The organism is Geomonas silvestris, from assembly GCF_014193515.1.
GTDB classification, from domain to species: Bacteria; Desulfobacterota; Desulfuromonadia; order Geobacterales; family Geobacteraceae; genus Geomonas; species Geomonas silvestris.
Genome location: NZ_BLXX01000010.1, coordinates 151143 through 173009 on the forward strand (window position 1 = coordinate 151143; position 21867 = coordinate 173009).

A 21867-nucleotide genomic window follows, 5' to 3' on the forward strand; every position below is an offset into this window, starting at 1 on the left:
CAAAGCGGAATGCAAGCGGCCGAGCCCGAAAAGATAAAGCTGCGCGGTTACTGGTTCAAGCGGCTCCGGTCTTCGCATGAATTCGCGTGTTCCTTCGGGTTAATCTTTCTCTCATGGGGACGTTCGTGCTGGGGGGGTTGGGGGGCTGTGTCCTGCCGATGCCGGCCGGTAATGGGGAAGGGACCGGAAGTGGTACGGCGGTTTGCGCGGAGCAGATCCCGGGGAGCCCGACACCTCAGGCACCTTGGGCGCTGCGTCCCAGGGTTGCCGCGCCGCGGGAGCGCAACTGCTGCACCAGGTCGAAGGCGCGCTTGACGCGCGCCACCATCCGCACCGTGGTCATCGGCTTGCCGATGAAGTCGTGGAACCCGGACTTGAGAGCGCGGTGCTCCTCTTCCGGGGAGGCCTTTGCACTTAACAGGATCATCGGGATGTGCGCCGAGGCGGGGTTCGCCTTGATGGCCCGCATCAGACCGTAGCCGTCTAACTTGGGCATGGCCGAGTCGCACAGGATCAGGTCCGGGCGCTCGGCAAAGGTCGCGCGCAACCCTTCGACACCGTCGCCCGCGGTGAGCACCTGGTACCCCTCGCTGCGCAGGGCCGCGCTGATGAGGTCGGTGATTTCCGGGGAATCGTCGACGACCAGTACCGTTAGCTGGCAGTTTTCGGCGCTCTCGCCACGCAGGTAGTGCTCGCGCACCGCCGCCAGGATGGCTCCCCGGGTGGCGAGGACCGGGACGATGCTCAGGGCGGTCTTTTGCTCCAAATATTCGATGGTGTCGCGGTCGAAGGGGTCGGCGATGGCCAGGGAGAGCTTGCCGTTTTCCCGGCTCAGCGGAAATACCAGCTTTTGCAGGGCGACCTCTTGAGGTATAAGCGCGAGAAGGGCCTCGGGTATCTCCCGGCGTACCGTCTCGCCGAGGGTCTGGAATCCGAACTGGCGCGCCAGTGCCTCCACCAACTCTTCCTGGTAGATGACCCCCATCTCGTCGAGTACCGCTCCTAATTTTTTACCGGTTCCCCGCTGTCTGATGAGAGCGCGCTCCAGGGTCTTCACCGTTATGATGCCGGATTGAACCAACAATTCGCCGAGGTGCATTTTCATTATTGACCGGACCTTTTCCTGTAATTAGAATTAGCTCACCAGGAATATATCCTCTTTCCCAAAAATAGCAAAATAAAAAAGGCCCGTTTCCGGGCCTTTCGGGGTTGCTGTTGCTGGAGTTAGCCTTAGCGGATGCTGTCTTCCGGGTAGGCGCCAATGCTGTGGATGGAAAGGTCGGCGCCGTTGAACTCGGCCTCCGGGTCGAGACGGATCCCCACGGTCTTGGAGAGTACCCCGTAGACCAGGAAACCGTTGACCAGTGCAAAGACGATCGCTGCCAAGGTTCCCAGGAGCTGCGAGACGAAGCTGACCCCGCCCAGGCCGCCCAGCGCCTCACCGCCGAAGAGACCCGCGGCGATACCGCCCCAGGAGCCGATGATACCGTGCAGCGGCCAAACGCCCAGGACGTCATCGATCTTCAGTTTCTCCTGCTCGATGTGGAAGCCGTAGACGAAGATGATCGAGGCGATGGCGCCGGTCACGAAGGCGGCCAGGGGGTGCATGATGTCGCTGCCGGCGCAGACCGCGATGAGGCCGGCCAGGGCGCCGTTGTGCACGAAGCCGGGGTCGTTTTTGCTGGCGATGAGGGCCGCGAGCACCCCGCCTACCATGGCCATGAGCGAGTTCACCGCCACGATGCCGGAGATCTTCTCCAGGTGTCCGGCGCTCATCACGTTGAAGCCGAACCACCCCACCGCGAGGATCCAGGAACCCAGGGCCAGGAAGGGGATGTTGCTGATCGGCAGCGGGTGCGACTTGCCGCGAACGTAGCGCCCCATGCGGGGGCCGAGGATCAGGACGGCGGGGAGGGCGAGCCAGCCGCCGATGGAGTGCACCACCACGGAACCTGCGTAATCGTGGAACTCGGCGCCACCCAGCGACTTGAAGAGGTCCTGCAGAAGCGACATGTTCTTCCCCCAGATGAGCGACTCGAAGAGGGGGTAGCTCAGGCCCGCGAAGATGGCACCCGCGGTTACCTGCGGCCAGAACTTGGCGCGCTCGGCGATGCCGCCGGAGATGATGGCGGGGATGCAGGCGGCGAAGCAGAGCAGGAAGAAGTAGTGGGTGATGTCGTAGCCCTGGTTGTCGCCCAGGATCTGCTTCACCGGCTTCAGGAAGCTGATGCCGTAGGCGATCGGGAAACCGACCAGGAAGTAGACCACCGTGGAGACCGACCAGTCGGTGAGGATCTTGACGAAGGCGTTGACCTGGTTCTTCTTGCGAACCGTCCCCACCTCGAGAAAGGCGAAGCCCGCGTGCATGGCGAATACCATGACCGCGCCGAGCATGAGAAAGAGCACATCGCTGCTGCTGCCCAGTGGGGTCGTCATTGACATCCCGTTCATTGAAGGTACCTCCGTTGGTAAGTGGCCCGGTCTGCGCTGACCGAGGTCGCCCTGCAACAGCAAGCTTCCTGCCAATTTGCTAACCCCCCGGAAACCCATGAGGGGGTGAACGGCAGATGCCTAATTAAGGTGCAGCTCTGCCTAATTGCTGGGCGCAGCTGCCTAATGAATGTGCAGGAATAGGGGTTGACCTCCCCTGCGGCACGGGGTACATTCAACCGGTTCGAGCGAGGGGGAGCCGTGTCGCGCAAGACAGCACTCATCAGTTGCACCGATCTGGGCGGGTACAGCTACGGGGAGGCGCATCCCTTCAAGGTACAGCGCTTTCGCCTGGCGCACGACCTGATGGGGGCCTACGGGCTCTTGCAGCTCCCGGGGATGGAGCTGCGCCGGCCCCGCCCGGTGACTCACCAGGAACTCCTTACCGGTCACAGCGCGGAATACCTGGAGCGCCTGCGCGAGTTCAGCGCCGCGAGCGAGCCGCGGGCCGATTTCCGTTTCGGCTTGGGCGACCTGGAGAACCCGGTGTTCCCCGGCGTCTACGACTGGGCCTGCCTGGGGGTCTCGGGGACCCTGGAGGCGGCCCGGCTGGTGAGTGAAGAGGGGTTCGCCGCCGCCTTCAACCCGCTGGGGGGGTGGCACCACGCCCAGAAAAGCCGCGCCTCGGGCTTTTCCTACCTAAACGACGCGGTGGTCGCCATCAACTACCTGGTGGCTCAGGGGAAGCGGGTGGTCTACCTGGACCTCGACGCCCACCACGGCGACGGGGTGCAAAACGCCTTCTACGACACCGACCGGGTGCTCACCATCTCGCTGCACGAAAGCGGCAGGTACTTCTTCCCGGGGACCGGGTTCGAGGACGAGACCGGCACCGGGGCGGGGGAGGGGTACTGCGTGAACGTCCCGCTGCAGGCCCACACCGACGACGCACTCTTCATGAAGGCCTTCGACGAGGTCGCCTTCCCGCTCATCGCGGCCTACGATCCGGACCTGCTCGTTACCCAGTTGGGGGCCGACACCTTCCGCACCGACCCCCTGACCCGGCTCGAGGTCACCACCCACGCCTACGCCTACATCATGAAGAAGCTGAGGGCCCTCGCCATCCCCTGGGTCGCCGTGGGGGGCGGGGGGTACGACCTCATGAACGTGGCACGCGCCTGGACCCTCGCCTGGGCCATCATGAACGACCGCGAGATTTCGCCCAGGCTCCCCCAGTCCTTCCTGAAGTTAAGCGGAGCCCTGGGCTTTCCGCACCGCATGCTCCTGGACGCCATGCACTGGGCCCAGGAGGACGACCGCAACGTGGCGCTCGACGCCGTGCAAAAGAGCATCGCCCTGGTACGGGCCCGGGTCTTCCCTGTACTGATCGGTCCCTATGGCAGCGACCGGCGCTGAAGAGATCCTCAAGGATGCGCGCGGGCGCGAGCTCTACTCGCTCCACGACATCAACCGGCTCGAGCCGGCGGAAAAGGAGGCGATCTACCGCGTCCTGCTGCCGGCGCGGCTGGTCGAGCTCCTGGAACGGTCGGGGGGCTCGGTCCGCTTCGTCGCTCCCGACGGGCTGCGCCTGGTGCGCATCGAGGCGCGCCTTAAGCCCGAGGACCGGGACCTGGTCTTCTTCGTGGAGCTCTGCGACACTCAGCACCGGCAGATGGAGCTCTCCTTCTGCATCATCACGGACCCCAGGGCCCCGCGCTTCAACGTGGACCAGGACGAACAGGGGCGTGACAACTGTTTCGCCACCCAAGGGAGAAACCTCCCCGAGGAGGAGCGCGCCATGGCGGCCGGGCTCTTCCCGAACCAGACCCGGCACGGGCTGCGCATGTTCCGCGAGTTCCTGCCGCTTCTGGAGCGCTTCACCGCGAGCCTCGACATGCAGTTCATCGTCGCGGAGCCGCTTACCTACGACAACGCCATCCGCTACGAGCACTACGGCTTCGATTACCTGGTGGGGAAGAGGCTCATGCAGGAGATCGACGCCGGCTTCGCCCCGGGAGGGGTGCTGACCCGCCGCCTGGACGGCTCCACCCCCTTTCGCCGGCCCGGCGCCGAGAAGAGCGTCCTGGGGCGCAGCTGGGCGATCCACGACGGGATCCTCGACGAGCCATGGGACGGCGTGCGCATCTACAAGACCGTCGGCGTCGATGCCGGCGTGGATACCTTCCCCGCGCGGGAACGCAAGGAGATCTAGCATGGAGAGGAAAACCACCCCGCTTCCCGGGATCGTCTACTTCACCCCCCCGCCCGAGGCCGTGGTCACCGGGCTGGACGGCAAGGTCGAGCTTAAGGTCGGGAACCTGCCGCTACCGCTTCTGGAGCAGGACTTCCTGGCCCTTTCCGGCGAGCTCGGCTACGACGCCTTGGGGCGCGGCATCTACCAGGCGCTGCGCAGCGACCCGGGGTGCCTGAACGCCCAGGAGTACGCGAGGCTTCTCAAGGAGGGGTACCCGCACTACCTCTCCGAGCTGGCGAGCCACATCCTCATGCTGGGGGAGAAGGAGGTCGAGGTCCCCTACCTGGACCGCCGGGTGAACCTTTTGCGCATCTTCGCCCTGATGGAGCCGGAGAACGCCCACTTCCCGCTGGAGATCGGCGCGACGCTTTTGGACAAGGGGTGCCGCTTCTCGGCGCTGCACCTCTCCACGATGACGCTGTACCGCGCCGAGGAGTACCTGGAGCGGGCCTTCAGGCTCTCTCCCGACAACCCCAAGGTGCTCTCCACCCTGGCGGAGGTCTGTTTCCTGCTCGGCAAGTACCCGCGCGCGGCCGAGCTGTGGCAGGGGCTTTTGCCGGGGCTCGCCCCGGAGGCAGCTGAGGTGGTGCGCACCCGCCTGGAGAAGATCGAGAAGGGCGAGCTCCCCCGGGTGCCGGCGGTCGACTACCTCGAGGCGGTGGCGGTGGCCCTTTCCCTGCAGCAAGGCGGGGCGAGCGACGAGGCGGCGGCCGTCTTCGGTGACATCATGGCCGACGAGCAGTTCGCCGGGGAGTTCCCGATGGCGGAGATCCCCTACCTGTGCGCACTCTGCTGCAGCGACCTGGGGCGCGGCCGGGACGCCCGCCTCTTGCTGCGCCAGGCGCTGAAACTCAACCCGGACTTCGCCGAGGCGCGCGAGGCCCTGGAAAAACTTTCCGAGTAGGAGGAGCGAATGTTTGGCTTTAGTCCCGCAGACTGGATCTTCATAGCCGGCGTGATGGGCGTGATTTTTTTCTTTGTTGCCATAAGCGGCATGAGGAAGAGATGATATCCTGTAGGTGCTAAAACCGTGAACGACGTTGAGTAGTTGAGTCGGGGAAAAACGGGGAGGCGGGGCTGGTTCACTGGCTCCTGGGCCGCTCATCCAGTAAAAGGGAGCTTTTGACCACTCAACGACTCGACCGCCCAACGGTTTTACCCAAAAAAGGAGGTTCGCCATGAGTAACCCGATCGAGCAGATCATCACCAGCTACAAAACCATCGCGGTGGTGGGGCTCTCCCCCGACCCCGGCAAGCCGAGCTACGAGGTGGCCTCCTACCTGAAAAAGGCCGGCTACCGGATCATCCCGGTGAACCCGGCCTGCCGGGAGGTCCTGGGCGAGCGCTGCTACCCGAGCATCTCCGAGATACCGGAAGAGGTCGAGGTGGTGGATATCTTTCGCCGCTCCGAGTTCGTCCCGGAGGTGGTGGTACAGGCCATCCAGAAGGGGGTGAAGGCCATCTGGATGCAGGAAGGTGTGGTGCACGAGGCGGCGGCGGCCCGTGCCGCAGCGGCCGGCCTTTTGGTCGTGATGGACCACTGCATGCTCAAGGAGCACTACAAGCTGCACAAGAACACCCGGTGAACCGGGTCGGGTGTTTCAGCCAACCCTAAGGAAGACACGCATGTCGTACCAACCCGAAAGCCGCCCCTGGGGCCTCTCAGCCCTTTCGGCGGCTTATTTCCTGTTCCTCATCCTCACCATGTCGAGTTACGGTTACCCCTTCCCGCTCTGGGGGAGGTTTTACACCGGGTCCGCCGCCCAGTGGCTGGTCTTTGCCGACAGCATGATCTCGCTCTACCTGTGGCTCGGCATCCTGAAACGGCAGCAGCTCACCGTCTGGCTCCTCATCGGCTACAACCTCTTCGACATCCTGAACGCCTGCGTGAACCTGGCCCGCATTCCCGCCTCCGAGTACGCCCGTCTGGCAGAATCCGCCATCCCCGAAGACGACCTGCGCCTGAACACCCTGGTCGCCGCGGTGGTGCTCATGCTGCTCAACCTCTACGTGTTCCGCAACCGGCGCCACTTTTACAACCGCTCGCTGTACCTCTTCTAAGCTTAAGCGCTGCAGCACTGCGCTGTCTCCTTTCAGTTTCCAGGGCTCGTGCCGATTAGTCCTTTACCACCCTTCGACTCAAAGGGTACTTGGCCCAGCTACCAAGGAGAGTGCTGCGGTTCATCTTCGCTGCTGCGACAGCTGGTTTTGCCGTCCCCGCCGCGCCGAAATGCGGCCGGGATGCATGGGGGCGCAGGCGTATGAAGAGTACCCGAAAGGGCGGAACACAGTCGCTCGTCTGCTTAGTTCACGGGGCGATTCGAGTAGGTAGTGTAGGACATTGTCCGTGTTATTGATCCAGATTTAGAAAATATCAGCCAAACCGCACCCTGGTTAGTGTCAACCAAGAATCTTCTCTTGCCAGGTGACTGTAATCTCTGCTAGTATGTGCGCCGTTTAAGGCTTTCTGGAACCCGCGCTAGCTACCGGCCCGGTTCGAGCTTACAGCACCTTTTCCGACACCAACCATTGCGCCGACGAGGAACTATAGTGTTTGCCAAGCTCAAACATGGTCTGACCGGCTCCTTCTTTCATGCCGACAACGCGGATCGCCCGATCAACCTGGAGGATACCCGCGGCGTCGGTATCCGCATCGAAGCGCTCAACAAGTACTTCGACGGGCACCACGTCCTGAAGGACATCAACCTGGAGATCAAATCCGGCGAGACCTTCAGCATCATCGGCCCCTCCGGCACCGGCAAGAGCGTCCTTTTAAAGCACATCGTCAAGCTGGAGTCCCCCGATTCCGGCGAGATCTACATCGACGACATCCCGATCTTCAACGAGGCGCGCGGCCAAGAGCAGCGCGACTACCGCTACTCGATGGTGTTCCAGTCCTCGGCGCTCTTCAACTCGCTCACCGTGGGGGAGAACGTGGGGCTGTGGCTCAGGGAAAAGCGGGTCTGCAAGGAACAGAGGATCCGGGAGATCATCCGCGAGAAGCTCGAGATGGTGGGGCTGGTGGGCAAGGAACAGCTGCGCACCTCGGAACTCTCCGGCGGGATGAAAAAACGCGTGGCGATCGCCCGCTCGCTCGCCATGAACCCGGACCTGATCCTCTACGACGAGCCGACCGCGGAGCTCGACCCGGTCACCACCGACGAGCTCGCCAACACGATCCTGAAGCTCAAGGAGAGCACCAAGAACACCACGGTGATCGTGACCCACGACCTCAACTTCGCGCTCTACATCTCGGACCGGATCGCCATGATGCACGGCGGCACCATCGTCGAGGTGGGGACGCCGCGCGAGATCAAGAAGAGCGAGAACCCCATCGTGCGCGGCTTCATCTACACCACCACCAAGGGGATCAGGGGAGACTAAGATGGCACTGCCGGGCACCGTGCGCCAGAAACGAGCCTTCCTTGTAGCGCTGAGCTTTGCGCTTTTGCTGGTCTCGTGCGCCTCGCTCAAGCAGTCAAAGCCCATCCTCCCGGTGCGCGAGTACGAGAGGATGATCGTGGGGCGCCTGGACGCCGAGTACGTCGGCACCAACAACTGCGTCTCCAAGTGCCACGCCCACGATAGAATCACCAGCGATTTCAGCCATTCGGTGCACGGCGAGCAGATCAAGCCCGAGACCGGGCTCCCCCTGGTGAACTGCGAATCCTGCCACGGTCCGGGAAGCCTCGCCATCGCCCACCTGGACGACGACCGCGAGAAGAACACCCAGCTGCAAAAGAAGTGCGACACCTCGAAGTTCCTGGACATCATGCACCTCCCCCCCCAGGCCCAGTCCCTCATCTGCCTCAAGTGCCACTCCGCAGCATCGATCCCCGCCCTGGCCCACTGGAACGCCTCGGCCCACGCGGTGAACGACGTGAGCTGCTTTGACTGCCACAAGCTCCACAAAGGTCCCCAGCAGAAGGTGAGCCGCGAGGAGATGGCCGAGATGTGCTTCGGCTGCCACCCTGAGGTGCGTGCCGAGAACGCGCTCTACTCGCACCACCCGCTGCGCGAGAAGAAGATGGTCTGCGTGGACTGTCACGAGGTGCACGGCTCCACCCAGGAGAAGCTTTTGAAGGGGAACACCCCCAAGGAGACCTGCACCCGCTGCCACATGGAGAAACAGGGTCCCTTCGCCTATGAGCACGGCGATGTCACCGAGAACTGCTCCACCTGCCACACCCCGCACGGCTCGGTGAACAACCACCTGTTGAACGCGGCGCTCCCCTTTCTCTGCCTGCAGTGCCACACCGGGCACCTGATCAGCAACGCCAACGTAAAGCAGCTCTTCACCAACCGCTGCACGGACTGCCACTCGCAGATCCACGGCAGCGATACCCCCTCCCAAGGCGTCACCGGAAGGGGCACCCTGCGTCAGTAACGGCAAAGGAGCCTTAAGGACGAGATGAAAACCCTGCATCCTGCATACGGCGCCCCCTCACTGCTGCTGCTTTTGCTGCTCAGTGCCGGCAACGCCCAGGCCGAGGCCGAGCCGCGCGACGCCGCGCCCGAGGCCGAGCGGGTGGCCCTCGCCGAGGAGGGGAAGGTCTACGGCGGCGACGAGCGGGTGGTGGAGACCCTGGAGCAAAAGGGGGGGCAGATCGGCTACAGCTTCGTCGACGGGCGCGGCTACGGCGGGCGGGCGGCTCCCTACGGCTTTTTGCACTCCTCGCGCTCGGGGGGGCTCTTCTACCGGACCCTGGAGAAAGACGGCAACTTCGAGCTGGAAGGGAACTTCCTAAACGAGAACGACTACCACGGCGACCTCCTCATCGACTACAAGGGGGACTACCGGCTGCACCTGCGCACCGAGGCGCTCTTTCACAACCTGGACCGCGAGCTGTTGTTCTCCCAGTCCTTCACCTCGGCACGGGTGGATCCCCCCTTGCTCGGCCAGCCGGCCAGCTACACCTCGTTCCAAGATCCCGCCACCGACTACGGCATCACGGTATCCCAGGACATCGCCGAGTTCCGCTACCGGCTGCACAACTTCCCGCTGCACGTAAACCTCGGCTACTGGCGCCTGGTGCGCGAGGGGACCGTGCAGCAGCGCTACGCCGACACCGGTTTCGAGGGAGACACCAACCGGATCATCGCGGAGGCGCGCCAGATCCGCCAGGTGACCCAGGAAGGGCGCCTCGGGGTGGATGCGCATCTTGGCTGGGTCGACCTCATCTACGACTTCAAGGTCCGGACCTTCGAGGACCAGCCGGCCATCCCCACTGCGAACTACCTGGCCCGCAACACCGGCTTCGGGACCGTCGCGGCCCCCGAAAGCGTCGGAGGGGTCCGGCAGCACAACGAAAACCCGGACAGTATCTTCTTCTCCAACACCGTGAAGCTCCACACCTCGCTCACCGGCGGCATCGTCGGGAGCGCTTCCTACAGCATCGACCAGCGCGAGAACCTCTCCCGGCTCAGCGACACCGTGGGGATCAAGCACGCCCAGGTGAACCTGCAAAACGCCGCCGGCGACTTCGTCTACACCCCGTGCAAGGAGTTCTCGCTGGCGGTCAAGTACCGCCGCCAGGAGCTCGAGCACGACAACCGCGACCCGCTGGTCAGCTCCAACTTCGTCGACCCGCAACAGAGCGTGAAACCGCCGGTGGACAGCTCGAAGGACGTGGTGCTGGTCAACCTCGCCTTCAAGCCGATGGCGGGGCTCACCCTCAATGCCGAGTACCGCGGCGAGATGGTGCACCGCGACCACGTCTCCGACCTCCCCGGCGCCAGCACCTGGGCCCTGCCGGCCAATTCGGCGACCCAGAAGGGGTCCCTCGCGCTGCTCTACCACCCGATCAAGGGGGTGCGGCTCACGGCGAAGTACGCCTATGCGACCACCGACCACCCCGCCTACGGCAACTCCTACGAACAGCGTCACGAAGGGGAGCTTTTGGCTACCTACACCTCGGGCCGTTGGGGGGCGACTGCCAACGTCCGGGCGCGCCGCGAGTGGAACGACAGCATCGAGCACTTCATCGTGAACTCGCCCCCCTTCAGCGATCCGGTGGGGTGGAGCGCCTCGAGCCCCCTGTCGCGCACCCGCGCGGCCGAGGACGCGAACCTGGGGGTCTGGGTCAATCCCGTGAAGCGCCTGACCCTTTCGGCGAACTACGCCTGGCTCAGCAATTCGGTGGACCAGGCGGTGCTCTTCACCGGTGTCGGTGCGGGGAGCGAGGCTGCCAGCAACTACCTAAGCCGCGCCCACGTCTACGGGATCACCGCGAACCTGGCGGCCACCGAGGAACTGGACCTGGCGCTTGCCCTGCAGCAGATCCGCTCGGAGTCGGCGTTCACGCCGCAACTGGTGACCTTTGGCAGCGCAGACACCTCCGGCATCCGGGAGATCACCCGGCAGGACACCGTGATAAGCTCCGCCGCCTGGCGCGGCGAGTACCGTTTCACCAAGCAGTTTTCCGGCAAGCTCGAGTACACCCTGCAGGATTACCACGAGAGAAACAAGGCCTATAGCGACCAAAACGGCACCGTGCACGCCGTGGTCGCCTACCTTACGGCCAGGTGGTGACAAAGAGGTAGCCCCTGAAACTGATCCGTACTATACTGCTGCTGTTGGTCATGACAGCCCTGTTTCCGGCGGCGGATTCCCGTGCGGCCGGCAAGCTCGTGGCTGCCATATTGACCTGTGACATCCCGCGCTACCGGGAGGCGCATCGCGCTTTTGTCAAGGCACTGGTACAGAAAGGGTACGATCAGAGCAACGTCGAAGTCATCACCCAGACCCCCAACCCCGACCCCATCTCCTGGGCCAACAGCATCCGGAAATTCAACGCCATCGGCGCGGACCTGATCGTCACCTACGGGGCGCCGGCCACCATGACCGCCCTGCGCGAGGCAGGCGACATCCCCGTGGTGTTTGCCGACGTCTACGGACCGGTGGAAACCGGCGTGGCGCGCAGCCTCTCCGGGACCGGCCACAACATGGCGGGGGTGAGCAGCAAGGTGCCGCTGGTCACCCTGGTGAAGACGGCACTCGAGGTCAAGCCGATCAAGGTGCTCGGGGTGGTCTACACGGGGCGCGAGGAAGGGTCGATGGTGCAGCTCAAGGAGATGCGCAAGATCGGCGCCCAGTACGGGGTGATCCTGGTGGAGGTGAACCTGGCCGGGACCAGCGGCATCGACGCCGCGCTCGCCACCATGTTCAACGCGCGGGTCGAGGGGATCTACGTCACCGAGTGCACTGCCGGGTCGCGGGGCTTCGAGAAGATCGTGCACCGCGCCGGGGAGTCGAAGATCCCGGTCTTCTCCCAGATGCCGGGAGCGGCCCAAAAGGGTGCCGTGCTCTCCTTGGAGGCCGATCCGGCCGAGCAGGGGCAGGTGGCGGCCGACTACGCCGCGCGGATCCTCGGGGGCAAGAAGGCCGGCAGCCTGCCCGTGGCCACGCCCAAGAAGGTCGAGCTGGTGGTCAACATGAAGGTGGCCAGGGCGTTGGACCTGCACGTGCCGTTCCCGGTGCTTTCGGCAGCGACCCGAGTGCTTAAGTAACCGGTTTGAGGTGGTAATGAGAAAAATTTTGATCGTGGACGACGATGCTCCGTTCCTGGATGCCCTGAGGGAGCAGATCCGTTCGCTCTACCCGCTGCTTGCGGTGGTGACCTGTACCGATCCCGTCCAGGCCCTGGCCGTGCTCAAGCAGGAGCCGGTGGACCTGTTGCTGGTCGATCTGGAGATGCCGGTCATGGACGGCACCAAGATCTTCAACTTCGCGGTGTCGCTTGGGATGGACAAGAACCGGATCGTCATCCTCTCCGGGCGGGACTCCGACTACCTGCACGAGCAGTTCCCGATGGGGACCTGCCTCGCCGTGCTCAACAAGTACGAAGCCAAGCAGAAGGCGGTCCTGGACATGATCTTCAGCTCGATGCAGCGCAAGGCGGCAGGCGGCTAGGGCGTAAAAGGCACCGGTTCACGGGGTTTCGTCTCCCGACGCGGGAGCCCTTACCTCACATGATGGCGCGGTCCAAGCTCCCCGGTCTCCCGGGGGCTTTCATTTCTGACCCGTAAAAGGTTTGCTCTTTTGAGATATGGCAAGTCTGGTGGTCGTGCTGGAGGAGTTTAGATGGGAAAGATGATGCGCTTGACCTGCTACGAGCAGAAACACCTGAGGCCGGAGTGGCAGGAGAGCCTCTCGGGTATCGGGTTTGAGCTCTTCTTCGCCGAACTGGTGCAGGACCTAGCCGGTTTCGGGATCACCCTGGAGCGCGGGGACGGCTCGGGACAGGTGATCGAGGTGAAAAGTTACGCCGACCTCTTAAACGCCGTGCGCATCGCCTCTCCCTCGGACGGGATCGCCAACGTCTGTGTCGGGCACGTCATCGGCAAGAGTCCGCACCTTGACCCCCAGGAAGACATTAAGCGTGCCGTGAACCGGATCGCCTTCGCTCCGGAGACTGTCCCCCCCGACGACGAGAACCGCCGGACCTGCCACAACTGCGGCTGCGGCTGTTAGGGGCGGGGAGGCCGTGCTGCAGGGAAACGGCGTCGGTGTCGCCTGGCTAGATCTTGAAGAGCTCGGCCTTGGGCTCACCGTGCTGTACGGTTAGGATGGCGTAGCTTCCCGCGAATCCCTGCTTCAGCGTCCCCGGATTTATCAAAAGCATCCCCGAATCCCTTAGAACCGCCGGAAGGTGCGTGTGACCGTAGAGCACCACGCCGGCTCCCACCTCGATCCCTCTTTCGATCAAAAGGCTGAGCCCCGACTTTACCGCCTGCCGGTTGCCATGGGTGGCGAAGACCCGGCAGGAGCCGATCTCCAGGGTCAGCTCCCGGGGGAGGCTCGCGTCGAAGTCGCAGTTGCCGGCAACCCGCAGCACGGGAACCTCCAGAACTTCCTGTAAAAGCTCCGCGTCGTCGGCACCGTCGCCCAGGTGGATGATGTGGTCCACCGGACCCGCCAGTTCATGAGCCTTGAGCGCCAGGGGGTAGTTGCCGTGACTGTCGGAGATGACCAGAATCCTCATGATGTCCTCTGCTTCAATAAATAACCGGCTGCGCCTTGAGCCGAAATGGTGCTAGAATGCCTGGTGGTCCTCGCTACTTCGGCCGGTCGCCGTGCGCTGTGGCGCGGCCGGCTTTTTCATGAACGGCCGGTCCACCTGATATAGGACAGGTGTGCGGCTGGTGACAAGTAAAATTTTCTGGAGGTGTCATGAAGAACAGGTGGCTGATCTGGACCGCCTTCGGGACAGGCGGGATCCTCTTGCTTTTCGGAGTCTGCGTGCTGGTCGCTACCGCCCTCATAGGTGACAACGAGGGGGGGAGCGGCGACGGGGTCGGGCTGGTCGAGGTGAAAGGGGTGATCGTCGACGGTCAGGACACGGTGCGCCAGTTGCGGGCTCTGAAAAAGGACAAGCGGGTCAAGGCGGTGGTCTTGCGGGTGGACTCTCCCGGCGGTGTGGTCGGCCCCTCCCAGGAGATCTGCGCCCAGGTGCGCGAGGTCGCCAAGGTGAAGAATGTGGTGGTCTCCATGGGGAGCGTGGCCGCCTCGGGCGGGTACTATATCTCCGCCCCGGCCACCAAGATCTTCGCCAACCCCGGCACCATCACCGGCTCCATCGGCGTACTTATGAAGTTCTCGAACCTGGAAGGGCTCATGGACAAGGTGGGGATGAAGGCCTACACCATCAAAAGCGGCCAGTTCAAGGATGTGGGCTCCCCCGGCCGCGAGATGACCGCCGAGGAGCGGGCCATGCTGCAGGGGGTGATCGACAGCACCCACAGCCAGTTCGTGCGTGCCGTCGCCGAGGGGAGAAAGCTTCCCGTCGCCACGGTGGGCGCCATAGCCGACGGCAGGATCTTCTCGGGCGAGCAGGCCCTCGCTTTGAAACTGGTGGACCGGTTGGGGACCATGCAGGATGCCATCGACGAGGCTGCGCGCCTGGGCGGGGTGACCGGCGAACCTTCCATCATCAAGCCGCCCAAGAAACGGACCTCGGCCTGGGACTTCCTGGTGGAGAGTGCCGCCGGACAGTTGGGACTTTTGAAGGGCGCCGGCGACGGGGTCAGTGTCGATTACCGGATGTGAAGAGGCAGGGGTTAGGGGCTAGGGACTAGAAAAACGTAAGACCGAGGCAGGGGCAAGGGACTAGGGACTAGGGAAAAGCAAGACCAAGGCAGGAACTGAGACACAAAGCTCTCTGAGAACAGCAGGGACTGGGGCTTGGACGACTGCGCACTGGCTCTAGGACAGGCTTTCTCACTGGATTGTCTTTTTGGTCCAGTCGACGCTGTCAGAAGCCTGGTCACGAAAGGTTTTCCCTCGTCCCCAGCCGCTCGTGCCTCGTTCCTGCATTTATACCTTGACAAAAATGCTAGCGTATATATACTCAGTTGCTTCCAAAAAGGGGGGCTACGTCCTTGAAGATACGTGTCGATGAGGTTAAGAAGAAGCGGGTAGACCTCAACGAAGAGGAACCAGCGGCCCACTATCCGAATCTGGTTGAAATGGAACAAGCCGGCGAGTGCAGCTTCATTGCGCCGGTTCATACGGAACTTTCGGCGGTCTGGGAGTACGACCACGTACGCGCCGCCGGCAAGGTGAACACTGCGGCGAAGCTTACCTGCTCCCGCTGCCTGGCCGAGTACGAGATCCCGGTCAGTTCCGACTTCACAATTTTCTACACCCAGTCGTCGGGGGAACAACTTGACGAAGAGGTGGAGCTCAGCGACGAAGACCTCATCTCGGTCTCCTTCCAGGGGGACGAGATCAATTTTGACTTCGAGATCGCCGAGCAAGTAATGATGGAAATACCCTTCAAGCCGCTGTGCAGCGAGGATTGCAAGGGGCTGTGCACCGAGTGCGGCGCAGACCTGAACCAGGGCGACTGCGGTTGCGATCGCGGCACGGTGAATTTGAAGATGAGTGCCCTGAAGAAGTTAAGCATAGACAAGTAAAAGGAGAAACCGATGGCTGTACCTAAGAAGAAAACCTCCAAATCGCGTAAAAACATGAGGCGTGCTCATGACTTCCTGACCCCTCCCACCGTCTCGACCTGCCCCCAGTGCAAGGCTCCCAAGCTGCCGCACTGCGTCTGCCCCTCCTGCGGCACCTACAAGGGTCGCCAGGTGCTGAAAGCCGAAGAAGTATAACGTCGGGTTGAACCTGCCGTGACTGTTCGGAATCCGCTCCGTAGGGGAAATATGAGAGTTGCAGTGGATGTGATGGGGGGCGATAACGCCCCTCATGTCGAAGTTGAAGGTGCGGTGGCTGCGGCGCGCGAATTTGGCGTGCCGCTCACCCTGGTCGGTGACCGCGAGCGTGTCGAGGCCGAACTGGCCCGCCACGACTGCACTGGACTTGATATCGAGATCTGGCATGCCTCCGAAGTGGTAGGCATGCACGACTCGGCCTCCGACGCGGTACGCAAGAAGAAGGACTCCTCGATCCGCGTCGCCTTCGAGCTGGTCAAAGGGGGCGAGGCCGCCGCGGTCGTCAGCGCGGGTAACTCGGGCGCCACCATGGCGGCCGGGATGTTCGTGCTGAAACGGATGCGGGGGATCGACCGCCCTGCCATTGCCCAGTTGCTCCCCACCCTCACCGGTTCCACGCTGGTGCTCGACGTGGGGGGGAACGTGGACTGCAAGCCGGACCACCTGGTACAGTTCGCCGTAATGGGCGAGGTGTACGCGCGCTTCGTCATGGGGCTTCAGTCTCCCAGGGTCGGCATACTCTCCAACGGCGAGGAAGCCAGCAAGGGGAACGAGCTCACCCGGGAAACCAGCGCGCTGTTACGCGAGAAGCCGCTCAACTACATAGGCTACGTGGAAGGGCGCGACGTCTTCAACGGCTCGGTCGACGTGGTGGTGTGCGACGGCTTCGTCGGCAACGTAGTCTTAAAGCTCTCCGAAGGGCTTGCCGAGACCGTCGGCAAGATGCTCAAGGCCGAGATCAAATCGAGCCTCCTGTCCCAGATCGGTTACCTCCTCTGCCGCAAGGCTTTCAATAACTTCAGAAAAACCGTAGATTACGCGGAGTACGGCGGCGCACCGCTGTTGGGTATCAACGGCGTGGGGATGATTTGCCACGGCGGCTCCAATCCCAAGGCGATCAAGAACGCGATCCGCTTCGCCTATGACTATGCGCTCAAGGGGGTGAACTCCCGGATGGCTGAAAAGCTGGACGAGAGCTTCCCCAAAAGCGTGCGCGAAAGCGAGGCCAACGAGGCCCCCGCCGACGCGAAGGAGAGGGTAGTCTCATGATTCGAGCAAGGATCACCGGAACGGGATCGGCACTTCCCGAGAAGGTACTCAGCAATTTCGACCTGGAGAAGATGGTCGACACTACCGACGAGTGGATCGTCGCCCGCACCGGCATCAGCCAGCGCCGCATCGCCTCGGAAGGGGAGTACACCTCCACCTTCGCCACCCTGGCAGCCCAGCGCGCCCTCGAGGCCGCCGGCGTCTCCGCCGATGAGATCGACCTGATCATCCTCGGCACGCTCACCCCTGATTTCCCGTTCCCCGCAACTGCCTGCCTGGTCCAGCAGAACCTGGGCGCCAAGAACGCCTTCTGCTTCGACCTCTCCGCAGCCTGCTCCGGTTTCGTCTTCGCCCTGGCCACCGCCGAGAAGTACCTCCTATCCGGGACCCACAAGAAGGCGCTGGTGATCGGTGCCGAGGTGCTCTCGCGCATCATCGACTGGAAGGACCGCAACACCTGCCTGCTCTTCGGCGACGGTGCCGGCGCGGTGGTGCTCGAGGCCGTCGAGGGTGGCGATAACGGCCTGCTGTCGACCCACATGTACTCCGACGGCAACTTCTGGGAGATCCTCTACCAGACCGGGTCCGGCAACCGCAATCCGGCCACCCAGGCGAACCTGGACGCAGGCCTTGTGTACCTGACCATGCAGGGTAACGAGGTGTTCAAGTACGCGGTGCGCGCGATGGCGGAGGTCTCTCTCGAGGCCCTGGAGAAAAACGGGATAACCGGCGAGGACCTGACGCTCTTCATCGCGCACCAGGCGAACCAGCGCATCATCGATGCGGTCGGCAAACGCCTGAACCTGACCGGCGAGCGCGTCTTCGTGAACCTGGACCGCTACGGCAACACCTCGGCTGCGTCGATTCCCATCGCGCTGGACGAGGCGGTGCGCGGCGGGCGCGTCAAGGAGGGGGACCTGGTGCTCCTCTCCGCGTTCGGCGGCGGGCTCACCTGGGGCTCGGCGCTCTTACGCTGGTAGCCGGACCGACAACTTACTCTTTAAAAAGCTTTGGGGGCGGGTCTTAGATCCGCCTTCTTTGCGCCGTACAACCGGCTGCCGCTTACGTAAAACGCGTGCGGCGAGCCGAGGCCTGCGGCTTGACATCTCCCGGTGCGGTACCGGCCGGAAACAACGAGGTATCGACATGAGTCATGCATTCATCTTTCCCGGCCAGGGGTCGCAGCACCCCGGCATGGGACGCGAGCTTGCCGAGAACTTCAAGATCGCCAAGGAGAGCTTCGAAGAGGCCGACGACGCCCTCGGATTCAAACTCTCCACCATGTGCTTCGAGGGTCCCGAGGAGGACCTGAAGCTCACCGCCAACACCCAGCCGGCCATCCTGGCCGCAAGCGTTGCCGCCTACCGCGTGCTCAAAACCGAGTCGCCGCTCTCCGCCAGCTTCGTGGCCGGCCACTCGCTGGGCGAGTACTCCGCGCTGGTAGCCGCCGGCGCTCTCGACTTCGCCGACGCCCTGCGCACCGTGCGCGCCCGCGGCAGCTTCATGCAGGACGCGGTTCCGGTCGGCGTGGGCGCCATGGCCGCCATCCTCGGCGTTGAGAACGAGGTGCTCGCCGAGATCTGCCAGGAAGCGGCGCAGGGCGAGGTGGTCTCTCCCGCCAACTTCAACTCGCCGGGCCAGATCGTGGTCGCAGGCCACACCGGCGCCGTGAATCGCGCCATCGAGATCGCCAAGGCCCGCGGCTTTAGAAAGGCGATGCTGCTGCCGGTAAGCGCACCCTTCCACTGCGCCCTGATGCAGCCGGCCGCCGAGCGCCTGGCTGGCGTCCTGGAAAAAGTCGCTGTTTCCGGCATTGTCATCCCGGTTGTTTCCAACGTGGAAGCCAAGCCGAACTCCGACGCCGCCCGCGTCAAGGGGCTTTTGGTGGACCAGGTCTGCTCCCCGGTGCGCTGGGACGAGTCGGTCCGCTTCATGGTGGCCCAGGGTGTGACGAACTTCGTGGAGATCGGCCCGGGCAAGGTGCTCGCCGGTCTCGTGAAGCGCATCGAGAAAGAGGTGCAGACCCTTAACGTTCAGGACGCAGCCGGGATCAAAGCCCTGGCGGAGGTGGCATAACATGAGTCTTAACGGACAGGTAGCCGTAGTAACCGGAGCTTCCCGCGGCATCGGCCGCGCCATAGCCCTGAAACTTGCCGCCGAAGGGGCCACCGTGGTGGTCACCGCAACGAGCGTCGAGGGGGCCCAGAAGACCGCCGACGAGATCGTCGCAGCCGGCGGCAAGTCGCTCGCCGTCAAGGTGGACGTCTCCCAGGTGGCAGAGGTTGAGGAGCTCTTCAAGAAGACCGCTGACAGCTTCGGGCGCCTGGACATCCTGGTCAATAACGCCGGGATCACCAAGGACGGCCTCTTGCTCCGCATGAAGGAGTCCGACTGGGATGCCGTCATGGACGTGAACCTCAAAGGCGCCTTCAACTGCACCCGCGAGGCGGCCAAGGTGATGAGCAAGGCCCGCTACGGGCGCATCGTCAACGTCTCCTCGGTGGTGGGCGAGATGGGGAACCCCGGCCAGGCCAACTACTGCGCCTCCAAGGCCGGCATGATCGGCCTCACCAAGTCGGTGGCGAAGGAACTCGCGCGCCGCAACGTCACCGTGAACGCGGTCACCCCCGGCTTCATCGAGACCGACATGACCAGCGAGCTCTCCGAGAAGACCCGCGAGTCCTTGCAGGAACAGATCCCGATGGGGCGCCTGGGGGGCTCGGAAGATATCGCCGCGGCGGTAGTTTTCCTGGTTTCCGAGGGGGCTTCTTACATCACCGGGCACGTCCTTTCGGTCAATGGCGGGATGTACATGTAGGGTAGGGAAGGGGCCGAAAATTTTACCTTGCAGGCCCTAAAATACCTTTTGCAAATTCGCTTTGTGCATGCTATGAAACTAGGCGTGCTTTTTCCCAACTAAATTGTCTGAACAAAATCAACTGGAGGTGTATAGATGGCTTCGATCGAAAAACGTATTAAAGAGATAGTGGCAGAGCAGCTTGGGGTGGACGAGGCGCAGGTGACCAACGAGTCTTCCTTCATGGACGACCTGGGCGCAGACTCCCTGGACACCGTAGAACTGGTGATGGCTCTCGAGGAAGAGTTCGAAATCGAAATCTCCGACGAAGACGCCGAGAAGATCCAGTCCGTCCAGGACGCCATCGACTACATTACTGATCACACCTAGTAGACAGAGGGGAAGTTGACTTCCCCTTTTTTCATGGCGCCTCAAGCGGCATGATCGATCAGAGAATAAGGAGTTCCGAAATATGAGAAGAGTTGTTGTCACGGGGATCGGCGTGGTCTCCCCCCTGGGGACCGGGAACGCCAAGAACTGGGAAAACCTGATCGCGGGCACCTCCGGGATCGCTCCCATCACCCGTTTCGATGCCAGCGAGCTGCCGGTCAGGATCGCCGGCGAAGTGAAGGATTTCGTCGCCGAAGACTTCATCGACAAGAAAGAGATCAAGAAGATGGATCTCTTCATCCAGTACGCACTGGGTGCCGCTCACTACGCCATGGAAGACTCGGGGCTGGTGATCAACGAGGAGAACGCCGAGCGTGTTGGGGTTCTGGTGGGTGCCGGCCTTGGTGGCCTCCCCGCCATCGAGCGCTACCATTCCGCTCTTGCCGAAGGTGGCTACAAGAAGATCTCCCCGTTCTTCATCCCGATGCTGATCATCAACCTGGCTCCGGGCCACATCTCCATCAAGTACGGCGCGAAAGGGCCGAACCTTTCTTCGGTTTCCGCCTGCGCGACCGGCACTCACTCCATCGGTGACGCCTACCACATGATCAAGCGCGGCGATGCCGACGCCATGATCGCCGGCGGCACCGAGTCGACCGTGACCCCCTTGGGGATCGGCGGCTTCTCCGTCATGAAGGCGCTCTCCACCAACAACGACGACCCGACCGCCGCCTCGCGCCCCTTCGACAAGGGGAGGGACGGCTTCGTGCTCGCCGAGGGTGCCGGTATCGTGGTGCTCGAGGAGTACGAGGCAGCCAAGGCCCGCGGCGCCAAGATCTACGGCGAGGTCGTGGGTTACGGCATGTCCGGCGACGCCTACCACCTGACCAGCCCGGCTCCGGGCGGCGAGGGTGCCGCGCGCTGCATGAAGATGGCGCTCAGGACCGCCGGTGTGAACCCCGAGCAGGTCGACTACATCAACGCCCATGGCACTTCCACCCCGTTTGGCGACGTGGGCGAGACCATGGCCATCCGCTCCGTGTTCGGCACCCATGCCGACAAGCTGATGGTATCTTCGACCAAGTCGATGACCGGGCACCTCTTGGGTGCGGCAGGCGGCGTCGAGGCGGTCTTCTCGCTCATGGCGATGCAGAACCAGGTGGTACCGCCGACCATCAACTACACCGAGCCCGATCCGGAATGCGATCTGGACTACGTCCCGAACACCGCGCGCGAGGCGAAAGTCGAGTACGCCATGTCTAACTCGTTCGGCTTTGGCGGCACCAACGCGTCGCTGCTTTTCAAGAGGGTGTAGATGATAGTCATTGCCAGTGATCACGGCGGTTTGAACCTGAAGGATGAGATCAAGGCTCTCTTGAGCGAGCGCGGGGTAGCCTGCGAAGATCTCGGCACCAACAACGGCGACTCGGTCGACTACCCCGACTTCGGCGCAAAAGTGGCGCAGCGCGTCTCGCAGGGGAGTGCCGATCTCGGCATCCTGGTCTGCGGCACCGGCATCGGGATGTCCATCGTGGCCAACAAGTTCCCGGGTATCCGGGCGGCCCTGGCCACGGACGTCTTCATGGCGACCATGGCCAAGGAGCACAACAACGCCAACATCCTGGTTCTCGGGGGGCGCGTCATCGACCCGGCCACCGCCCGGGCCATGGTGGCGGCCTGGCTGGACACCGAGTTTGCCGCGGGGCGCCACCAGGCGCGTCTCGACAAGATCGCCGCGCTGGAGAAGGACCTCCGGGTCCAGGCACCCTAAGGG

Annotated in this window: 24 protein-coding genes; 21 read left to right on the plus strand and 3 right to left on the minus strand. The window is 63.2% G+C overall.

Going from position 1 to position 21867, the window contains the following annotated elements; all coding sequences use genetic code 11:
- Window positions 1–235: 235 nt before the first annotated feature.
- Together GMST_RS15485 and GMST_RS15490 are read right to left on the minus strand one after the other, a co-directional pair.
- Window positions 236–1105: a response regulator gene (locus GMST_RS15485; RefSeq protein WP_183355595.1), complete on the minus strand. Its 870-nt coding sequence runs from the start codon at window positions 1103–1105 to the stop codon at window positions 236–238.
- 125 nt (window positions 1106–1230) lie between these two features.
- Complete coding sequence (locus GMST_RS15490; RefSeq protein ID WP_183355596.1) at window positions 1231–2451, minus strand: ammonium transporter; 1221 nt, start codon at window positions 2449–2451, stop codon at window positions 1231–1233.
- A 240-nt stretch (window positions 2452–2691) separates the two neighbouring features.
- Between GMST_RS15490 and GMST_RS15495 the strand changes: the two genes are divergently transcribed.
- The 11 genes from GMST_RS15495 (at window position 2692) to GMST_RS15545 (ending at window position 13157) form a co-directional block, all read left to right on the plus strand.
- A complete protein-coding gene (locus GMST_RS15495; RefSeq protein WP_183355597.1) occupies window positions 2692–3846 on the plus strand; it encodes an acetoin utilization protein AcuC in 1155 nt (384 codons plus the stop codon).
- Window positions 3827–4642: a hypothetical protein gene (locus tag GMST_RS15500; protein ID WP_183355598.1), complete on the plus strand. Its 816-nt coding sequence runs from the start codon at window positions 3827–3829 to the stop codon at window positions 4640–4642. Before GMST_RS15495 ends, GMST_RS15500 begins: the two co-directional genes overlap by 20 nt.
- 1 nt (window position 4643) lies before the next feature.
- The gene (locus tag GMST_RS15505; RefSeq protein ID WP_183355599.1) at window positions 4644–5588 is read left to right on the plus strand and encodes a tetratricopeptide repeat protein; all 945 of its coding nucleotides are present in this window, start codon (window positions 4644–4646) and stop codon (window positions 5586–5588) included.
- Window positions 5589–5862: 274 nt separating this feature from the next.
- Window positions 5863–6270 (plus strand): CoA-binding protein, encoded by a 408-nt coding sequence (locus GMST_RS15510; protein WP_183355600.1) that lies wholly within the window; start codon window positions 5863–5865, stop codon window positions 6268–6270.
- 40 nt (window positions 6271–6310) lie between these two features.
- On the plus strand, window positions 6311–6745 hold the full coding sequence (locus tag GMST_RS15515) for a hypothetical protein (protein ID WP_246399732.1): 435 nt from the start codon (window positions 6311–6313) through the stop codon (window positions 6743–6745).
- Between the two features lie 489 nt (window positions 6746–7234).
- Window positions 7235–8068: an ABC transporter ATP-binding protein gene (locus tag GMST_RS15520; protein WP_183355601.1), complete on the plus strand. Its 834-nt coding sequence runs from the start codon at window positions 7235–7237 to the stop codon at window positions 8066–8068.
- Between the two features lies 1 nt (window position 8069).
- Window positions 8070–9071, plus strand: coding sequence for a DmsE family decaheme c-type cytochrome (locus tag GMST_RS15525; protein WP_183355602.1), 1002 nt, complete (start codon window positions 8070–8072; stop codon window positions 9069–9071).
- Window positions 9072–9095: 24 nt separating this feature from the next.
- Window positions 9096–11216 (plus strand): hypothetical protein, encoded by a 2121-nt coding sequence (locus GMST_RS15530; RefSeq protein WP_183355603.1) that lies wholly within the window; start codon window positions 9096–9098, stop codon window positions 11214–11216.
- Between the two features lie 50 nt (window positions 11217–11266).
- Window positions 11267–12193: an ABC transporter substrate-binding protein gene (locus GMST_RS15535; protein ID WP_183355604.1), complete on the plus strand. Its 927-nt coding sequence runs from the start codon at window positions 11267–11269 to the stop codon at window positions 12191–12193.
- A 16-nt stretch (window positions 12194–12209) separates the two neighbouring features.
- A complete protein-coding gene (locus tag GMST_RS15540; RefSeq protein WP_183355605.1) occupies window positions 12210–12596 on the plus strand; it encodes a response regulator transcription factor in 387 nt (128 codons plus the stop codon).
- A gap of 171 nt (window positions 12597–12767) precedes the next feature.
- The gene (locus GMST_RS15545; protein WP_183355606.1) at window positions 12768–13157 is read left to right on the plus strand and encodes a hypothetical protein; all 390 of its coding nucleotides are present in this window, start codon (window positions 12768–12770) and stop codon (window positions 13155–13157) included.
- A gap of 46 nt (window positions 13158–13203) precedes the next feature.
- Here GMST_RS15545 and GMST_RS15550 read toward each other — a convergent pair whose 3' ends face one another.
- A complete protein-coding gene (locus tag GMST_RS15550) occupies window positions 13204–13668 on the minus strand; it encodes a metallophosphoesterase family protein (RefSeq protein WP_183355607.1) in 465 nt (154 codons plus the stop codon).
- Window positions 13669–13856: 188 nt separating this feature from the next.
- On the opposite strand from GMST_RS15550, the gene sppA reads away from it, so the two are divergent.
- The 10 genes from sppA to rpiB all read left to right on the plus strand — a co-directional run bounded on the left by sppA (window position 13857) and on the right by rpiB (window position 21864).
- The gene (sppA, locus tag GMST_RS15555; RefSeq protein WP_183355608.1) at window positions 13857–14732 is read left to right on the plus strand and encodes a signal peptide peptidase SppA; all 876 of its coding nucleotides are present in this window, start codon (window positions 13857–13859) and stop codon (window positions 14730–14732) included.
- Between the two features lie 332 nt (window positions 14733–15064).
- Window positions 15065–15601: a YceD family protein gene (locus GMST_RS15560; RefSeq protein ID WP_183355609.1), complete on the plus strand. Its 537-nt coding sequence runs from the start codon at window positions 15065–15067 to the stop codon at window positions 15599–15601.
- 12 nt (window positions 15602–15613) lie between these two features.
- Window positions 15614–15796 (plus strand): 50S ribosomal protein L32, encoded by a 183-nt coding sequence (gene rpmF, locus GMST_RS15565; RefSeq protein WP_183355610.1) that lies wholly within the window; start codon window positions 15614–15616, stop codon window positions 15794–15796.
- Window positions 15797–15847: 51 nt separating this feature from the next.
- Entirely contained in the window at window positions 15848–16906 is a 1059-nt protein-coding gene (gene plsX / locus GMST_RS15570; RefSeq protein ID WP_183355611.1) for a phosphate acyltransferase PlsX, read from the plus strand.
- Complete coding sequence (locus GMST_RS15575) at window positions 16903–17886, plus strand: beta-ketoacyl-ACP synthase III (RefSeq protein ID WP_183355612.1); 984 nt, start codon at window positions 16903–16905, stop codon at window positions 17884–17886. The genes plsX and GMST_RS15575 overlap by 4 nt, the downstream gene beginning before the upstream one ends.
- 166 nt (window positions 17887–18052) lie before the next feature.
- Window positions 18053–18982 carry an ACP S-malonyltransferase gene (gene fabD / locus GMST_RS15580; RefSeq protein ID WP_183355613.1) on the plus strand — a complete coding sequence of 310 codons (930 nt, stop codon included), beginning with the start codon at window positions 18053–18055 and terminating at the stop codon, window positions 18980–18982.
- A gap of 1 nt (window position 18983) precedes the next feature.
- On the plus strand, window positions 18984–19724 hold the full coding sequence (fabG, locus tag GMST_RS15585; protein ID WP_183355614.1) for a 3-oxoacyl-[acyl-carrier-protein] reductase: 741 nt from the start codon (window positions 18984–18986) through the stop codon (window positions 19722–19724).
- A gap of 135 nt (window positions 19725–19859) precedes the next feature.
- Window positions 19860–20093 (plus strand): acyl carrier protein, encoded by a 234-nt coding sequence (gene acpP, locus GMST_RS15590; protein ID WP_012531540.1) that lies wholly within the window; start codon window positions 19860–19862, stop codon window positions 20091–20093.
- An 82-nt stretch (window positions 20094–20175) separates the two neighbouring features.
- Window positions 20176–21408, plus strand: a complete 1233-nt coding sequence (gene fabF, locus GMST_RS15595) for a beta-ketoacyl-ACP synthase II (RefSeq protein ID WP_183355615.1) — start codon at window positions 20176–20178, stop codon at window positions 21406–21408.
- Window positions 21409–21864 (plus strand): ribose 5-phosphate isomerase B, encoded by a 456-nt coding sequence (rpiB, locus tag GMST_RS15600; RefSeq protein WP_183355616.1) that lies wholly within the window; start codon window positions 21409–21411, stop codon window positions 21862–21864. It abuts the gene before it with no gap.
- The last annotated feature ends 3 nt before the right edge of the window (window positions 21865–21867 follow it).

What these genes read in the sequence shown, in the direction of transcription:
- GMST_RS15485 (WP_183355595.1), bottom strand. Translation starts at nt 1,105, where the DNA reads ATGAAAATGCACCTCGGCGAATTGTTGGTTCAATCCGGCATCATAACG.
- GMST_RS15490 (WP_183355596.1), bottom strand. Translation starts at nt 2,451, where the DNA reads ATGAACGGGATGTCAATGACGACCCCACTGGGCAGCAGCAGCGATGTG.
- GMST_RS15500 (WP_183355598.1), top strand. Translation starts at nt 3,827, where the DNA reads ATGGCAGCGACCGGCGCTGAAGAGATCCTCAAGGATGCGCGCGGGCGC.
- GMST_RS15505 (WP_183355599.1), top strand. Translation starts at nt 4,644, where the DNA reads ATGGAGAGGAAAACCACCCCGCTTCCCGGGATCGTCTACTTCACCCCC.
- GMST_RS15510 (WP_183355600.1), top strand. Translation starts at nt 5,863, where the DNA reads ATGAGTAACCCGATCGAGCAGATCATCACCAGCTACAAAACCATCGCG.
- GMST_RS15515 (WP_246399732.1), top strand. Translation starts at nt 6,311, where the DNA reads ATGTCGTACCAACCCGAAAGCCGCCCCTGGGGCCTCTCAGCCCTTTCG.
- GMST_RS15525 (WP_183355602.1), top strand. Translation starts at nt 8,070, where the DNA reads ATGGCACTGCCGGGCACCGTGCGCCAGAAACGAGCCTTCCTTGTAGCG.
- GMST_RS15530 (WP_183355603.1), top strand. Translation starts at nt 9,096, where the DNA reads ATGAAAACCCTGCATCCTGCATACGGCGCCCCCTCACTGCTGCTGCTT.
- GMST_RS15535 (WP_183355604.1), top strand. Translation starts at nt 11,267, where the DNA reads ATGACAGCCCTGTTTCCGGCGGCGGATTCCCGTGCGGCCGGCAAGCTC.
- GMST_RS15540 (WP_183355605.1), top strand. Translation starts at nt 12,210, where the DNA reads ATGAGAAAAATTTTGATCGTGGACGACGATGCTCCGTTCCTGGATGCC.
- GMST_RS15545 (WP_183355606.1), top strand. Translation starts at nt 12,768, where the DNA reads ATGGGAAAGATGATGCGCTTGACCTGCTACGAGCAGAAACACCTGAGG.
- GMST_RS15550 (WP_183355607.1), bottom strand. Translation starts at nt 13,668, where the DNA reads ATGAGGATTCTGGTCATCTCCGACAGTCACGGCAACTACCCCCTGGCG.
- sppA (WP_183355608.1), top strand. Translation starts at nt 13,857, where the DNA reads ATGAAGAACAGGTGGCTGATCTGGACCGCCTTCGGGACAGGCGGGATC.
- rpmF (WP_183355610.1), top strand. Translation starts at nt 15,614, where the DNA reads ATGGCTGTACCTAAGAAGAAAACCTCCAAATCGCGTAAAAACATGAGG.
- plsX (WP_183355611.1), top strand. Translation starts at nt 15,848, where the DNA reads ATGAGAGTTGCAGTGGATGTGATGGGGGGCGATAACGCCCCTCATGTC.
- GMST_RS15575 (WP_183355612.1), top strand. Translation starts at nt 16,903, where the DNA reads ATGATTCGAGCAAGGATCACCGGAACGGGATCGGCACTTCCCGAGAAG.
- fabD (WP_183355613.1), top strand. Translation starts at nt 18,053, where the DNA reads ATGAGTCATGCATTCATCTTTCCCGGCCAGGGGTCGCAGCACCCCGGC.
- fabG (WP_183355614.1), top strand. Translation starts at nt 18,984, where the DNA reads ATGAGTCTTAACGGACAGGTAGCCGTAGTAACCGGAGCTTCCCGCGGC.
- acpP (WP_012531540.1), top strand. Translation starts at nt 19,860, where the DNA reads ATGGCTTCGATCGAAAAACGTATTAAAGAGATAGTGGCAGAGCAGCTT.
- fabF (WP_183355615.1), top strand. Translation starts at nt 20,176, where the DNA reads ATGAGAAGAGTTGTTGTCACGGGGATCGGCGTGGTCTCCCCCCTGGGG.
- rpiB (WP_183355616.1), top strand. Translation starts at nt 21,409, where the DNA reads ATGATAGTCATTGCCAGTGATCACGGCGGTTTGAACCTGAAGGATGAG.